The sequence below is a fragment of the Archangium sp. genome (assembly GCF_045802675.1).
Taxonomy (GTDB): Bacteria; Myxococcota; Myxococcia; order Myxococcales; family Myxococcaceae; genus Archangium.
This window is the reverse complement of sequence record NZ_JBJMQO010000150.1, coordinates 1-15308: the sequence shown is the minus strand read 5'-3', so window position 1 is coordinate 15308 and position 15308 is coordinate 1. Positions and strand designations below refer to the sequence as shown.

At 68.9% G+C, this 15308-nt stretch carries 6 protein-coding genes and 1 pseudogene; 3 read left to right on the top strand and 4 right to left on the bottom strand.

Annotated elements, in window-relative coordinates; translation table 11 throughout:
- Window positions 1–73: 73 nt before the first annotated feature.
- A pseudogene (locus ACJ8AN_RS41680) lies at window positions 74–985 on the top strand (MASE1 domain-containing protein); the annotation flags it as partial.
- Window positions 962–2467 (top strand): sensor histidine kinase, encoded by a 1506-nt coding sequence (locus ACJ8AN_RS41675; protein WP_407761337.1) that lies wholly within the window; start codon window positions 962–964, stop codon window positions 2465–2467. The pseudogene ACJ8AN_RS41680 and the gene ACJ8AN_RS41675, both read left to right, overlap by 24 nt.
- A 56-nt stretch (window positions 2468–2523) precedes the next feature.
- Here ACJ8AN_RS41675 and ACJ8AN_RS41670 read toward each other — a convergent pair whose 3' ends face one another.
- From ACJ8AN_RS41670 to ACJ8AN_RS41660, 3 genes are all read right to left on the bottom strand, one after another.
- A complete protein-coding gene (locus ACJ8AN_RS41670; protein WP_407761215.1) occupies window positions 2524–4563 on the bottom strand; it encodes an amylo-alpha-1,6-glucosidase in 2040 nt (679 codons plus the stop codon).
- The gene (gene treZ / locus ACJ8AN_RS41665; protein WP_407761214.1) at window positions 4560–6440 is read right to left on the bottom strand and encodes a malto-oligosyltrehalose trehalohydrolase; all 1881 of its coding nucleotides are present in this window, start codon (window positions 6438–6440) and stop codon (window positions 4560–4562) included. The genes ACJ8AN_RS41670 and treZ overlap by 4 nt, the downstream gene beginning before the upstream one ends.
- Before the next feature lie 255 nt (window positions 6441–6695).
- A complete protein-coding gene (locus tag ACJ8AN_RS41660) occupies window positions 6696–13928 on the bottom strand; it encodes a CARDB domain-containing protein (protein WP_407761213.1) in 7233 nt (2410 codons plus the stop codon).
- 354 nt (window positions 13929–14282) lie between these two features.
- On the opposite strand from ACJ8AN_RS41660, the gene ACJ8AN_RS41655 reads away from it, so the two are divergent.
- Window positions 14283–14534 (top strand): hypothetical protein, encoded by a 252-nt coding sequence (locus ACJ8AN_RS41655; protein WP_407761212.1) that lies wholly within the window; start codon window positions 14283–14285, stop codon window positions 14532–14534.
- 181 nt (window positions 14535–14715) lie between these two features.
- Here ACJ8AN_RS41655 and ACJ8AN_RS41650 read toward each other — a convergent pair whose 3' ends face one another.
- Window positions 14716–14859 carry a hypothetical protein gene (locus tag ACJ8AN_RS41650; RefSeq protein WP_407761336.1) on the bottom strand — a complete coding sequence of 48 codons (144 nt, stop codon included), beginning with the start codon at window positions 14857–14859 and terminating at the stop codon, window positions 14716–14718.
- Between the last annotated feature and the right edge of the window lie 449 nt (window positions 14860–15308).

The window sequence follows — 15308 nt, the reverse complement described above, 5'->3', positions numbered from 1 at the left end:
CGGGTTCCCTGGCGGGAATAGTAGGATCAGACCATGGGTCTAGCGTGCGCCCGCGCCTGGGTCCGGGGGAGTCATGATCGCAAGGAACCTGCGCCGCTGGCGCTCGGGGTTGTCATCGGCGGCAGAGGAGGCCCTCATATTGCTCCTCGGCGGCGCTGCTCTCTTCGTCGCCTACCTCGCCCTCGCGGAGGTCAACTATGCCTTCGTATTCCCTCCCGAGAAGAGCGCCATCTTCTGGCTGGCCAGCGGCCTGACGCTGGCCTGGTTTCTCCGCACGCCCCCCACTCGCTGGCCCGCCTGGTTCCTCGCCATTTCTGGAGCGGAGGTGTGGATCTGCCTTCAGCATGACCTCCCCCTCTCCGTATGCCTGGCTTGGGGGGGGACCGCTGGCCTCCTGCCTCTCATCGGCGCATGGCTCCTACGCCCGTCCGCAGGCCACCGTTTCGTGTTTGGGCACGCTGGGGACGTCGTACGCCTGGCCTTGCTTGGCGCCGGGGTCGGCGCACTCCCAGGCGCGCTCCTCGCGGCGGCCGCCAACGTCGCCTGGCTGGAGGGAGGCTCGTACTGGTCCAAGGTGGCCACGTGGTGGAGCAGCGACGCCCTCGGGGTGATTCTCCTCACTCCCTTCCTCCTGACCTGGACGAAGCCCGCGAGGCCTCGCTTCGGCCGCACGGTCGAGACCCTGGCCTTGCTCGGGCTGCTGACGGCCGCGGGATGGTGGGTGTTCGCCTCCGTGCGGCCGCGTGAGCTCGACGCGGCGCTTCCTTTTCTCCTGCTCCCCTTGATCGCGTGGCCGGCCCTGCGTCTGGGAGCGCGAGGCGCGGCGGCCGCCACGGTCATCCTCGATCTGCTCGCGACCTGGCACACGATTCACGAGCGCGGTCCCTTCGCCATGCTGAACATCGCGGTTGGCACACGCGTCCTGAACCTGCAACTCTACATCGCGTTCCTCAACCTGTTCGTGCTGATCCTGGCGGTGGTCGTCGTCAAGGAGCAGCAGGCGCGCGCCGCCGCTGAGCAAGCGGAGCAGCGCGCCCGGTTTCTCGCCGCTGCTTCCGAGCGCCTGTCGGCCTCGCTCGACTACACGGAGAGCCTCTCCGCTCTGCCGCGGCTCTGCGTGCAGTCGCTGGCGGACTGGTGCGTGCTCGACGTCCTCGAGGACCACGGGCTTCGGCGCCTGGGCAGCGCGCATCGGGATCCATCGAAGCAGAAGCTCCTCGGTGAGCTCACGGAGCACTATTCGCCCGACAGCCGCTCGCCTCAGCCCGCGGCTCAGGTCCTCCGCACGGGTGAGCCTCTCCTGATGCCTCGGCTTACCGACGAGTTCATCCGGGCCCACAGCGTCGACGACGAGAACGTGCGCTTGATCCGGGAGCTCGGCACGCATACGGCGATGGCCGTCCCGCTCGCCGTGCGCGGGAAGATGATCGGGGTGCTCACCCTCGCCTCGGCGAACCCTGGCCTCCAGTACGGCCCCACCGACCTCGCGTTCGTGAACGAGCTCGGGCGCCGGGCCGCGATCGCGCTCGAGAACGCGCGGCTGTACGCGGACGTGCAGCGCGGCAAGGAGGAGCTGCGCCGGGCCAACGATGAGCTCGAGCAGCGGGTGGAGGAGCGCACGCGCGAGCTCAAGCAGGCCCAGACGCGGCTGGTGGACACGGCGCGCGAGGTGGGCATGTCCGAGGTGGCCTCCAACGTGCTGCACAGCGTGGGCAACGTGCTCACCAGCGCCGTCATCAGCCTCGAGACCCTCTACAGGGCGGTGGGCTCCTCTCGCGTCGGCCGGTTGAAGCAGGCCACGGCCCTGCTGCTGGAGCACCGGGAGCACCTGGCGGACTTCCTGGCCCCGGGAGCGCGCGGCAACCACCTGCCGGACTACCTGTCAGCGGTGGCTGACGAGCTGATGCGCGAGCAGACCCGCCTGCTGGACGACATGAATGCGATGGGCCGGCACATCGAGCACATCCGCGCCATCGTCCACGTGCAGCAGAACTACGCCAAGACGGTGCTGATGCCGGAGGAGTGCGACCTGGCTCAGCTCGTCGACGACGCCCTGCGCATCCAGCTGGCGGCGCTCCAGCGCCACGGGGTGTCCGTCCGGCGCTCGCTGTCACCGGTGCCCAGGCTGAAGGTGGACAAGCACAAGGTGATGCAAATCCTCGTCAACCTCATCAGCAACGCGAAGGATGCGCTGGACGCGGTCCCCGCGGGGAGCCGCCACCTGAGCGTGCAGCTCACCGCGGAGGGGAAGCTGGCGCGCATCCAGGTGATGGATGATGGGAGGGGAATCGCGCCGGAGATGCGGGAGCGGCTCTTCGCGCACGGCTTCACCACGCGCAAGGACGGCCACGGCTTCGGCCTGCACACGAGCGCGCTGGCGGCGCAACTGCTCGGGGGGCGCCTCACGTTGGAGAGCGAGGGATTGGGCAAGGGCGCCGTGGCCACGCTGGAGCTTCCGCTCTCCTGATTGCTCCCGATACCCTCACTCCGTTCCTCTCCCAGAGGGCGAGGGGTGATCAGGGCTCAGTGCACGCCGGTCTTCAGGAAGACTCGCAGGGCCTCGGCCACGCTCCAGGCCTGCGCGATGCACCCTCGCGGGCGGTACGGCGCTGTCGCGTCGAAGATCTCGCTGATCTGTCCCACTCCCGCGTGCTCCAGGTGCTCCGCCAGTCCCTTGAGCAGCGCTCGCGCGGCCGTCTTGTCCGTGTTCACCTTCAGCGTCGCGTCCACGTAGTGGCCGATCAGCCAGCCCCACACCGTTCCCTGGTGGTACGCCGCGTCTCGCGCCCGCAGGTCTCCGTCGTAGTTGGCTTTGTAGTCCGCGTGCCCCGGCGCCAGGCTCCTCAAGCCCACCGGCGTCAGCAATTCCTTGCGCACCTTCTCCAGCACCGGCTCCCACTTGTCCCGCCGCAGCACCGGGTTCTTCAATGAGATGGCGAACACCTGGTTCGGCCTCACCGCCGGATCGTCCTTCCCGTCCTCCCCATCCACCAGGTCGAACAGGCACGCCTCCGACGCGTTCCAGAAGCGCCGGTTGAAGCTCGCGTAGGCCTTCTCCGCCGCCGCCGCGTATGGCTTCGCGTCCTTCCCCAGCCGCTCCGACCACTCCACCATCAGCCTCAATGCGTTGAACCACAGCGCGTTGATCTCCACCACCTTGCCCCGCCTCGGCGTCACCACCCAGCCGTCCACCTTCGCGTCCATCCACGTGAGCTGGTAGCCCTCCTGCCCCTGGCTCAGCAGCCCATCCGCCGGGTCCACCCGGATGTTGTGCCGCGTCCCCTTCTGATGGTGCTCGATGATGCGCGCCATCGTCGGGTAGACGTCCCGCAGCAGCTCCTCGTCCTTCGTGTGCTCGAGGTAGCGGTCCACCGCGTGGAAGAACCACATCGTCGCGTCCGCCGTGTGGTACAGGCCCTCGTTCTCGCCCTCGGGGAAGAGGTTGGGCAACAGCCCGTCCTTCACGTAGTGCTGGAACGTGCGCAAAATCGCCGCCGCCGTCCGGTGCCGGCCCGTGCTCAGCGTCAGCCCCTCCAGCGAAATCATCGTGTCCCGGCCCCAGTCCGTGAACCAGTGGTAGCCGGCAATGACCGAGCGCGCGTCCTGTCCCACCGCTCGCCCCCACGCGTTGTCCACCGGGCGCGTCGGATCGATGATGAACTGGTCCGCCGCCAGCACCAGCCGCGCCGGCACTCCCGTGCGCGCCTCCTCGGGCACCCGCACCAGCAGCCGCCGCTCCCGCTCGTACTCCAGCGACAGCGTCTCCAGCGGCTCCCGATCCAACACCACCTCGTCCTCCGTGGTGACGCCCAACGCGAGGTGCTCGCCCGGCCGCAGCGTGCACTCGAAGTAGCCCGGGCTCACCAGCGTCTCCACGGAGTCGTACCCGCGCGACTTCTCCACCCGGTAGAACTGCGGCGCGCTCGTCTCCACCAGGCCCACGAAGGGCGCCGCGCACGGCGAGTACACGCGCAGCTTCATCGGCGGCACGCCGTCCCCGGCCCGCATCTCCACCCGCGTGCCCCTCAGGCTCACCGTGGGCTCGAGCGGCGCGTGGTGCAGCTTGTCATCGTGCATCCGCATGGCCGGGAAGGGCCGCAGCCGCAGCGTCACCGCGGGGCCCGACAGGTGCTCCCACACCACGATGAGCGTGTTCTCCCCGTGCACCAGCATCAGCTTGCGTTGGAAGCGCGCCTCGCCCACCTGGTACACCCAGTGCGGCACCAGCCCGTCCAGGTGGAAGCCGCGCAGCAGCGTGGCCGCCTCGGAGACCTGCGTGCCGTCCGCGTGCTCCTCCGCGTCCAGCCGGTACGTCCGGCCGCCCACCACCGCCTGCTCGCCCAGGCGCGCCAGCAGCACCGTGCGGCCCTTCTTCTCCAGGCCCGGAATGAGCAACCCGTGGTAGCGCCGCGTGTTGCAGCGCGCCACCGTCCCCGAGGCGTAGCCGCCGCGCCCGTTGCTCACGAGCCACTCGCGGGTGAGGACGTCCGGGAAGTCCGCCCCCGTGGGCCACTCGAAGGCGAGCCGGGGCAGGGAAGGGCAGTCGGTTCCAGAAGAGGTCACGGCTTCGTCTCCTCGCTCGTGAGCACGAGCGACGTCTGTCCAGGTACCCGCAGGCGCGTCTCACTCGCGACGGGCGGGGCTCCCATTCCGCCGTAGCGGACATGCTCGGAAGCCAGCAGGAGGCTCCACTTATTTCCCGGCGGCGGCGCCAACAGCGGCTCGGGGCACGGGGCTACCTCCACCTCCGTGCCCAGGTTGAGCAGTACCAGCCGGTCGCCCTCCCGCCCGCTGCCGAAATAGCGCAGCACCAGCGCGTGCGGCGACAGCACCGCCCCCGCCAGCCTCTTCAGGTCCTGCGCCGCGAACACGGGATCCTCCCGCCGCAGCCGCAGCAGCTCCCGGTGCAGCACCAGTGCGCCCGCGTTCCGCTCGCGCTCGGACCAGTCCAGCTTGGACAGGGCGAAGGCCTCCTCGCCGAAGGGCACCCGGTGCCCCTCCTCCTCCAGGGCGTGGCGGGCGCTCGGGAACTGCGAGAGGAAGTCGTCGCGCCCCTTGCGCACCAGCTCCTGCAACTCCTCGCGGTGGTCCACGAAGTACAGGAAGGGCGAGGAGGCGAAGAACTCCTGCCCCATGAAGAGCATGGGGGTCTGGGGCAGCAGCAGGAGGAACGCCGTCAGGGCCCTCGCCCGCGCTGGCCCCGCCTGCTGGTGCAGCCGCTCGCCCTTGAGGGCGTTGGCGAGCTGATCATGGTTCTGCAGGTAGAAGACGCAGTGGCGCGGCTCCAGGTGCAGCAGCGGCGTGCCCCGGGGCTTCTTCTGCCACTGGTAATATTGCCCCTGGTAGAGCGAGTTGCGCAGCACGCACGAGAGCAGCTCCTGCGCCGTGCCGCAGTAGTCCATCAGGTAGGCCTCGGAGCGGCCCGTCGCCGCCACCTTCGCCGCGTGGTGGAAGTCATCCACCCAGAGGGCATCCACCCCGTGGCCGCCCTCGGCCGGCGGCTTCACCAGCGTCACGTCCTGCGGCTCGTTCTCCCCGATGAGGAGCAGGCGCCGCTTGCCGGCCGCCTCGCGCACCCGCGCCACGAGCTCTCCCACGATGTGCCGCGGCGAGCTGTCGTACAGACTCTGCGTGGCGTCGATGCGCAGCCCGTCGAAGTGGTACTCGGCCACCCAATAGCAGGCGTTCTGGATGAAGAAGTCGCGCGAGGGGCCCGCCGCCTCGCCGTCATCGAAGTTGGTGGGGTCGCCCCACTCGTTGGGGTACTTCGTGTTGAAGTAGCCCTCGGAGTACTGGGACAGGTAGTTCCCGTCCGGCCCGAGGTGGTTGTAGACGACGTCCACGATGATGCCGAGCCCCAGCCGGTGCGCCTCGTCCACCAGCCGCCGCAGGTCATCCGGGCCGCCGTAGGCCGGGTGGGGCGCGTAGAGCTGCACGCCGTCGTAGCCCCAGTTGAAGCGGCCCGGGCAGGTGTGCAGCGGCATCAGCTCCAGCGTGGTGACGCCCAGCTCCTTCAGCAGCGGCAGCTTCCGGGCCGCCGCCGCATAGGTGCCCTCGGGCGTGAAGGTGCCCACGTGCAGCTCGTAGAGGACCTGGCCCTTCGGGTCCACGCCCGGCCAATCTCCGTCCTTCCAGGCGTAGCGCGTGGGGTCCACCACCTGCGAGGGGCCATGCGGGCCCTCGGGCTGGAAGCGAGAGCAGGGATCCGGGAAGGCCTCGCCGCTGTCGAGCCGGTACTTGTAGAGGCTCCCCACCGGAATCGGCAGGGTGCCCTCGAAGTAGCCGCGTCCCGAGGGCTCCAGCGGTAGGCAGCGCAGGCCCCCGGGTTCGTGGAGACACACGTCCACCCGCTTGCGCCGGGGAGCCCAGACCCGGAACTGGGTGCGGTCCTGTTCGAGCGCACGCGCCCCGAGCGTGAGTTGGAAGCTTCCGGACCCCACTGGCTCCTCCCAAGCAGAAGGGATGCCGTCAGGGTGTGCAGGGTCCCGGAGGAGGGGAAGTTGTCACTCCCGTGACGGCCGTCCCTCCAGCGAGCGGCATGCAGGCCCGGCCGCTCGGGTAGGGGGCTGGAGGCGGTGGCCTTGCTCGCGGTGGCGGGCCCGCTCGCCTGGTGGGCGCTCGGGTCCGTTCGGGGCTTCGGACCGGTACGCCATGCCCATTCACGGGGGCATCGCGTACCGGTCCACGGCTCGAGCTCAGGGCGTGAGCTGGAGGAGGGTGTCCACCCGGAGGTTGTTGTCCTCGCGCAGCTCCTGCTCCATCCAGGTCGTGTCGACAGCGGCCGCCACGTAGAGCGTGGCCGGCCCCTGCGTCATGGGCGGCATCCAGGCATAGGCGGGCACGTCCTTCGTCACGCACTGCCCCGCCGACAGCGGCTGGTCCAGATCCACATACCCGACGGACATCTGGTCCATGGGCTGCAGGTACGGCATGCCCGGAGTGGGCAGCAGCACCTCGGTGTCCACGGACAGGAACAGCTCCACCCGGGCACCGCCGTAGGAGTAGCTCGTGGGGGCCGTGCCCTGGTTGCACACCTTCACCGAGACCGTGAAGGGCTGGCCCATCCCCACGCTGGCGGGAGCCGTCACCTCGCTCACCACGAGGTCCGCGCGGTTGCCCACGCCCATCAGGCCGCTCACGCGGACGTTGTTGTCCTCGCGCAGCTCCTGCTCCACGCCCAGCGTGTCGACGGCCGCCGCCAGGTAGAACGCGCCGTCTCCCTGCGCCTGGGGCGGCAGGCTGGCCCACGCGGGCACGCTCTTCGTCACGCACTGCGACGGAGACAGCGGCTGGTCCAGCGCCACCGACCCGACCGACACCTGATCCATGGGCAGGCCCCCGGGCGGATACGGCTGGCCCGGAGTGGGCAGCGTCAGCTCGGTGTCCATGGACAGGAACAGCTCCACCCGGGCTCCGTTGGAGGTGGTGGGCGTCGTGCCCTGGTTGCACACCGTCACCGAGGCCGTGAAGGGCTGGCCACCACTCGTGCTCGGCGGGGCGCTCAGCTCGCTCACCACGAGGTCGGCGCGGTAACCCACGCCCACCTGGCCGCCCACGTGGACGTTGTTGTCCTCGCGCAGCTCCTGCTCCATCCCGTTCGTGTCCACCGCGGCCGCCAGGTAGAACGCGCCCTCTCCCTCAGGGCCCGGCGGCAGGTTGACCCCGCCGGACACGCTCTTCGTCACGCACTGCGACGGGGACAGCGGCTGATCCAACTCCACCGAGCCGACGAACACCTGCTCCACCACCGGGTCCGGAGACGGCGGCGGCGAGCCAGGTGCCGGCAGCGTCAGCTCGGTGTCCCGGGACAGGTAGAGCTCCACCCGGGCTCCGTTGGAGGTGGTGGGCGTCGTGCCCTGGTTGCACACCTTCACCGAGGCCGTGAGCTGCTGCCCGTTGCTCACGCTGGCCGGCGCGCTCACCTCGCTCACCACGAGGTCCGCCCGGTAGCCCACGCCCAGCAGGCCGCCCACGTGGACGTTGTTGTCCTCACGCAGCTCCTGCTCCACCTGGTTCGTGTCGACGATGGCGGCCAGGTAGTAGGCGCCCTCCGTCCCCATCGGCGAGGGCGGCGGCCAGGCGTTGGCGGTCACGCTCTTCGTCACGCACTGCGACGGGTTCAGCAGCTGGTCCAGCTCCACGTAGCCGATGGACACCTGCTCCATCGGCGCGCCCGGATAGGGCATGCCCGGGGACGGCGGCGTCACCTCGGCATCCAGGGAGAGGAACAGCTCCACGTTCGGCCGGGAGGAGTTGGCATAGACAGGCGAGGTGCCCTGGTTGCACACCTTCACCGAGGCCGTGAACTGCTGGCCCTCCATCACGCTGGCCGGCCCGCTCACCTCCTTCACCACGAGGTCCGGGCGGTAGCCCACACCCAGCAGGCCGCCCACGTGGACATTGTTGTCCTCGCGCAGCTCCTGCTCCATCCCGTTCGGGTCCACCACCGCGGCCAGGTAGAACGTGCCCTCCCCCTGCGCCAGGGGCGGCAGCCACGCATGGGCGTCCACGTCCTTCGTCACGCACTGCCCCGGCGCCAGCGGCTGCGGGAGATCCACCTGCGCGATCATCGTCTGATCCATGGGGCCCGGATACGGATACGGCTGGCCGGGCGACTGCAGCGTCAGCTCGGTGTCCATCGACAGGAGCAGCTGCAGCTGGGGGGCCATGCTCGTCTGCGCGGTGCCCTGGTTGCACACCTTCAGCGAGGCCGTGAACTGCTGGCCATTCCCCACGTTCGCCGGAGCGCTCAGCCCGCTCACCACGAGGTCCGCGCGGTTGCCCACGCCCAGCAGGCCGCCCACATGGACGTTGTTGTCCTCACGCAGCTCCTGCTCCACGTGGTTCGTGTCGACAGCGGCCACGAGGTAGTACGCGCCGTCATTCGTCGAGCCCGGAGGGAGGTACGCCGGGCCGGACACGCTCTTCGTCACGCACCGTCCCGGGTACAGCTGCTGGTCGAGCTCCACGGAACCGATGAACGTCTGGTCCGTGGGGCTCGGATACGTGCCGGGTTCCGGCAGCGTCAGCTCGGTGTCCGAGGACAGGTAGAGCTCCACGCGCGGCCAGTTGTAGGCACTGCCCTGGGTGGGCGTGGTGCCCTGGTTGCACACCTTCACCGAGGCCGTGAGCTGCTGCCCGTTGCCCGCGCTCGCCGGGGCCGTCACCTCGCTCACCACGAGGTCCGAGCCGCTGCCCACGCCCAGCAGGCCACCCACGCGCAGGTTGTTGTCCTCGCGCAGCTCCTGCTCCACCCAGGTGGTGTCCACCGCGGCCGCCAGGTAGTACGCGCCATCACCCTGCGCCGCGGGCGGCGGCCAGGCGTTGGCGGACACGCTCTTCGTCACGCACTGCCCCGGGTACAGCGGCTGCTCCAGCTCCACGTAACCGATGGACACCTGCTCCATCGGCGCGCCTGGAGACGGGTAGGGCATGCCCGGAGACGGCATGACGACCGAGGCCGCCGTGGACAGGAACAGCTCCACCTGGGGCCTGCCGTAATAGGAGTAGGAGCCGCCGGTGGGCATCGTGCCCTGATTGCACACCTTCACCGAGGCCGTGAACTGCTGGCCCTCCATCACGCTGGCCGGGGCGCTCACCTCGCTCACCACGAGGTCGGGGCTGCTGCCCACGCTCATCAGGCCGCCCACGCGCACGTTGTTGTCCTCGCGCAGCTCCTGCTCCACCCGGTTCGTGTCGACCGCCGCGGCCAGGTAGAACGCTTCCGCCAACTGCGCCATCGGCGGCAGCGAGCCTTGGGCGGACACGCTCTTCCTCACGCACTGCCCCGGCGACAGGATCTGCTCGAGCTCCACGTACCCGATGGAGATGGTGCTCGACGGCCCCGGCACGGGCGTGGCCGGGTTCGGCATCGCGAGCGCGGCGTCCATCGTCAGGAACAGCTCCACGTTCGGCCGGGCGTAGTAGGGGCTGTTGGTGGGGGCGGCGCCCTGGTTGCACACCAGCACCGAGGCCGTGAAGTTCTCGCCGTTCTTCACGCTGGCCGGGCCGCTCACCTCCGTCACCACGAGGTCCGAGCGGTAGCCCACGCCCATCAGGCCACCCACGCGCACGTTGTTGTCCTCACGCAGCTCCTGCTCGACCCACGTCGAGTCGACGGCGGCCGCTAGGTAGTAGGCGCCCTCCATGCCCAGGGCGTCGGGCGGCAGCCAGGCATTGGCGTTCACGCTCTTCGTCACGCACTGGCCCGGCGACAGGGGCTGATCCAGCTCCACCCAGCCGATGGACGTCTGATCCCTGGCGGGAATGATCGGGTAGGACGTGGAGGGGTCCTGCAGCGTCAGCTCGGAGTCCATGGACAGGAACAGCTCCACCCGAGGCATGGAGTAGTAATAGCCGCCCGTGGAGGCCGTGCCCTGGTTGCACACCTTCACCGAGGCCGTGAAGCTCTCCCCGTTGCCCGCGCTGGCCGGGCCACTCACCTCGCTCACCACGAGGTCCGAGCGGTAGCCCACGCCCATCAGCGCGCCCACGCGCACGTTGTTGTCCTCGCGCAATTCCTGCTCGACCCAATACGTGTCGACGGCGGCCGCCAGGTAGTAGGCGCCCTCCATCACCATGGACTCGGGCGGCACCCAGGCAAGGGCGCTCACGTCCTTCGTCACGCACTGACCCGGCGCCAGGGATTGCTCCAGCTCCACGGACCCGATGGACACCTGATCCCTCGGCATCTCCGAGTAGGACATGGAGGGATCCGGCATCGTCAGCTCGGCGTCCATGGACAGGAACAGCTCCACCCGGGGCATGGAGTAGTAATAGCCGCCCGTGGACGTCGTGCCCTGGTTGCACACCTTCACCGAGGCCGTGAAGCTCTGCCCGTTGCTCGCGCTGGCCGGACCACGCACCTCGCTCACCACGAGGTCCGAGCCGTAGCCCACGCCCAGCAGGCCGCCCACGCGGACGTTGTTGTCCTCACGCAGCTCCTGCTCGACCCGGTTCGTGTCGACGGCGGCCACGAGGTAGTACGCACTGGTGTTGCCCTGTGGCCCCATCGGCAGCCAGGCATTGGCGTTCACGCTCTTCGTCACGCACTGCGCCGGGTACAGCGGCTGGTCCAGCTCCACCCAGCCAATGGGCATCGGCTCCCCCGAGCCCGGGTAGGGCATGGACTGCTCGGGCATCGAGAACGAGGCGTCGGAGGTCAGGTACAGCGACACCCGGGGCCCCGAGTAGTAATTGCTCGTGGGCGTGGTGCCCTGGTTGCACACCTTCACGGTGGCCGTGAAGTTCTGCGAATCACCCACGCTGGCCGGCGCGCTCAGCTCGCTCACCACGAGGTCCGAGCGGTTGCCCACGCCCATCAGGCCGCCCACGCGGATGTTGTTGTCCTCGCGCAGCTCCTGCTCCCGGTTCGTCGTGTCCACGGCGGCCGCGAGGTAGTACGCCCCATCCATGCCCCCGGCCGCGGGCGGCGTCCCGGCATTGGCGGGCACGCTCTTCGTCGCGCACTCTCCCGCTCCCAGGAGATCATCCAGCTCCACCCAGCCAATGGACATCTGGTCCATGGGCATGCCCCCGTAGGGCAGGGAGGGATCCGGCATCGTCAGCTCGGCGTCCATGGACAGGAACAGCTCCACGCGGGGGTGGTTGTAGTAGTTGGCGGCGCCCGAACCCTGGTTGCACACCTTCACGGTGGCCGTGAAGCCCTGGCTCGTCGTCAGGCTGGCCGGGAAGCTCACCTCCGTCACCACGAGGTCCGAGCGGTAGCCCACGCCCATCAGGCCGCCCACGCGGACGTTGTTGTCCTCGCGCAGCTCCTGCTCCGCGCTCATCGTGTCGACGGCCGCCGCCAGGTAGTACGCCCCATCCATGCCCATGGCCGCGGGCGGCACCCAGGCGTTGGCGTTCACGCTCTTCGTCACGCACTGTCTCGGCGCCAGGGGCTGCTCCAGCTCCACCCAGCCGATGGACATCTGGTCCATGGGCATGCCCCCGTAGGGCTGGGACGGGTCCGGCAGCGTCAGCTCGGTATCCGTGGACAGGAACAGCTCCACCCGGGGCCGGCTGTAATAGGGGTAGTAGCCATTGCCGGTGGGCGAGGTGCCCTGGTTGCACACCTTCACCGAGGCCGTGAAGCTCTGGCCATTGCCCGCGCTGGCCGGGCCCTTCACCTCGCTCACCACGAGGTCCGAGCGGTAACCCACGCCCACCAGGCCCTCCACGCGGACGTTGTTGTCCTCGCGCAGCTCCTGCTCCGTGTTCATCGTGTCCACGGCGGCCGCGAGGTAGTACGCGCCATCGCCCTGCGTCTCCGGGGGCAGCCAGGCATTGGCGTACACGCTCTTCGTCACGCACTGGCCCTCATACAGCCCGTCCAGCTCCACCCAGCCGATGGACACCTGGCTCGAGGGCGTGCCGGGGTAGGGCATCGACGGAGAGGGCAGCGTCAGCCCGGGCCGGGTCGACAGGAACAGCTCCACGCGCGGCCGGGAGTAGTAGTAGCCGCTGCTGGAGCTGGTGCCCTGGTTGCACACCTTCACCGTGGCCGTGAAGCCCTGGCCATTCCACAGGCTGGCCGGGCTCTTCACCTCGGTCACCACGAGGTCCGAGCGGTAGCCCACGCCCAGCTTGCCGCTCACGAGGACGTTGTTGTCCTCGCGCAGCTCCTGCACCATCCCGGCCCGGTCGACGGTGGCCACGAGCGGGTATGCCCCGTCAACCGGGGCGTCGAGCGGCGGATTGGCCTGGCCCGGCACGCTCTTCGTCACGCACTGCGACGGGGACAGCGTCTGGTCCAGCACCACGGAGCCGAGCGGCATCGCGTTCGCCGGAATCGGCGCCGTCGCGTCCGTCACCACGAACAGCTCCACCTTCGGCCCGGAGTAATAGCTGCCATAGACAGACGAGGTGCCCTGGTTGCACACCTTCACCGTGGACGAGAAGCCCTGCCCCGGCCTCACGTTGGCGGGGGCCTTCACCTCGGTCACCACGAGGTCGGGCTCATTGCCCACGCCCATGAGCGCGCCCACGCGGACGTTGTTGTCCTCGCGCAGCTCCTTCTCCACCCCCGTCGTGTCGACCGCCGCGGCCAGGTAGAACGCCCCGTCGCCCTGCGCGTCCGGGGGCGTCCAGGCATGGACGGGCACGTTCTTCGTCACGCACTGGCCTTCGTACAGCGTGTCCAGCTCCACGTACCCGATGGAGCGCTGATCCATCGGAACGGCCGGAGAGGGATTGGCCGGATCCGGCAGCGTCAGCGTGGTGTCCATCGACAGGAACAGCTCCACCCGCGCCGAGCCGTAGGGGTAGTAGCCCCCGCTGGTGGGGGTGGTGCCCTGGTTGCACACCTTCACCGAGGCCGTGAAGCTCTGCCCGTTGCTCGCGCTGGCCGGGCCGCTCACCGCGGTCACCACGAGGTCCGCGCGGTAGCCCACGCCCATCAACCCGCTCACGAGGACGTTGTTGTCCTCGCGGCTCTCCTGCTCCACGCCCATCGTGTCGACGGCCGCCGCCAGGTAGTACGCGCCGTCTCCCTGCGCCGCCGGCGGCAGCCACGCATAGGCGGGCACGCTCTTCGTCACGCACTGCTCGGGGGCGAGCGACTCCACCTCCACCCAACCGATGGACACCTGGTCCGCCGGGGGAGGAGAGGGATTGAACGGATCCGGCGGCGTCAGCGCGGCATCCATCGACAGGAAGAGCTCGAGCCGGGGCCGGTTGTAGTAGCTGCTCGGGACGGAGCCCTGGTTGCACACCGTCACCGAGGCCGTGAAGCCCTGCCCGGGCCTCACGTTGGCCGGACCGCGCACCTCCGTCACCACGAGGTCCGTTCCGGACTCGAGGGCCGCGGAGACGCTCCGCGCGTGCAGCGCCTCGGAGGACGCCTCCTCCCGGCCGCAGCCCGCCAAGGCCAGCAGCCCCATCACGAGGAAGCGCGCGGCGCCTCCCATCGAGTCAGGCCGATTCATGTGTTCCCCCTGCATTCAGGTGGACGGGGTGCCTCCCCGTGGCGCGGTTGCCAGGGACGGCCCCCATCCGTATGTCCTCAAATGTAGCAAAACCCTGAAAACAGGAGAAACTAAAAATTTGACTACAGGTGTGACGAGGTGGGCCCAGAGCGGGGCGGGTGCGATGTCGAACGAGGCTTCGGAAACAGGGGCCTGCCGGGCGCGGTCTCCCGTAACGGCTGGAGAAGCGCGCGCACTTCGAGGTGCTCCCGCGCGCCCGCGAGCGTGGCTGTGGGGGCCCATTCGCATTGACTTTCACGATTGCCGTCAGCTTTCATGCTCGAACGTCCATTCAGACCTATCGGGAGATTACGAATGAAAAGGAATTCCTTCGTCATTGCTTTTGCGTTTCTCTTGTCCTTCTCCGGTGCGGCACTGGCTACGGTGGTGACCGTTACCGGCCATGGCCAGAGCTACGATCCGGGCCTGGCAATGGATGCTGCTCGCACCGACGCCATCGCCAAGTGCACGGCACAAGGCGGCACTCCGCTCGACGAGGTGTACAGTCACATGACCCGGTCCAGCCTTTGGCTTGCGGACGTCGTCATGAGATGCGGCGTCCCTTGATCCGGGGTTGAGCGGCAAACGGGGCCCGGCGGCTTGGCGGCCGCCGCCTCAATCGCTTTACGTCACGAGAGTCAGCACGCTGTCTTCGAAGGCCACGAGACGGCCGCGAAACACATCGCCTGCCACCACCAATTCAGACAGGCTCTTGCGGAAAAAGCGATGGCGAGCATGACGCCGTACCTCATCGCCCCTCCCAGCACCATAGCTTCCGAGACGTTGATGATCGTCGCCGACATCTGCTCCGCCAGCTCATCTTCCAGCCATTGCTGTGAGTGATTGATCCGATCCAGCCTTTGGGCCAGAGCGGCTGGCGATGCGATCCGATCCGTCACCCTGAACCTCGCGCGCCTGATTCCGATGTTCCGCGCCGCGGCGGTGCGAAAACCCCGATCGTCCTGATAGTGGTAAGACAAAGCAATACGCGCTTGAAAAGACAGAACAACCTCGCTCGTATCATCCGACGAACTATCAGGTACCTTGCCGAGCGGCGGCCGCACTCGGCAGCCCTGGAGCACCCCATGCTTCGCATCCTCAGCAGCGTACTGGTTGTCCTCACCCTGAGCGGCTGTGCGGCGGCGCCTCCTCGCCCACCCGCCACCGCCCCGCCCACAGGAGCCGCACCCATGCACCTCGGCAACTTTTCCGTCAGCCTCGCCGTCAAGGACATCGCCGTCTCCCGCGCGTTCTACGAGAAGCTCGGCTTCCGTGCCATCGGCGGTGACCAGGCCCAGAACTGGCTCATCATGCAGAACGAGACCAGCACCATCGGCCTCT

Bases quoted from the DNA above. Each gene is read 5' to 3' on its own strand.
- ACJ8AN_RS41655 (WP_407761212.1), top strand. From the start codon at position 14,283: ATGAAAAGGAATTCCTTCGTCATTGCTTTTGCGTTTCTCTTGTCCTTC.
- ACJ8AN_RS41660 (WP_407761213.1), bottom strand. From the start codon at position 13,928: ATGAATCGGCCTGACTCGATGGGAGGCGCCGCGCGCTTCCTCGTGATG.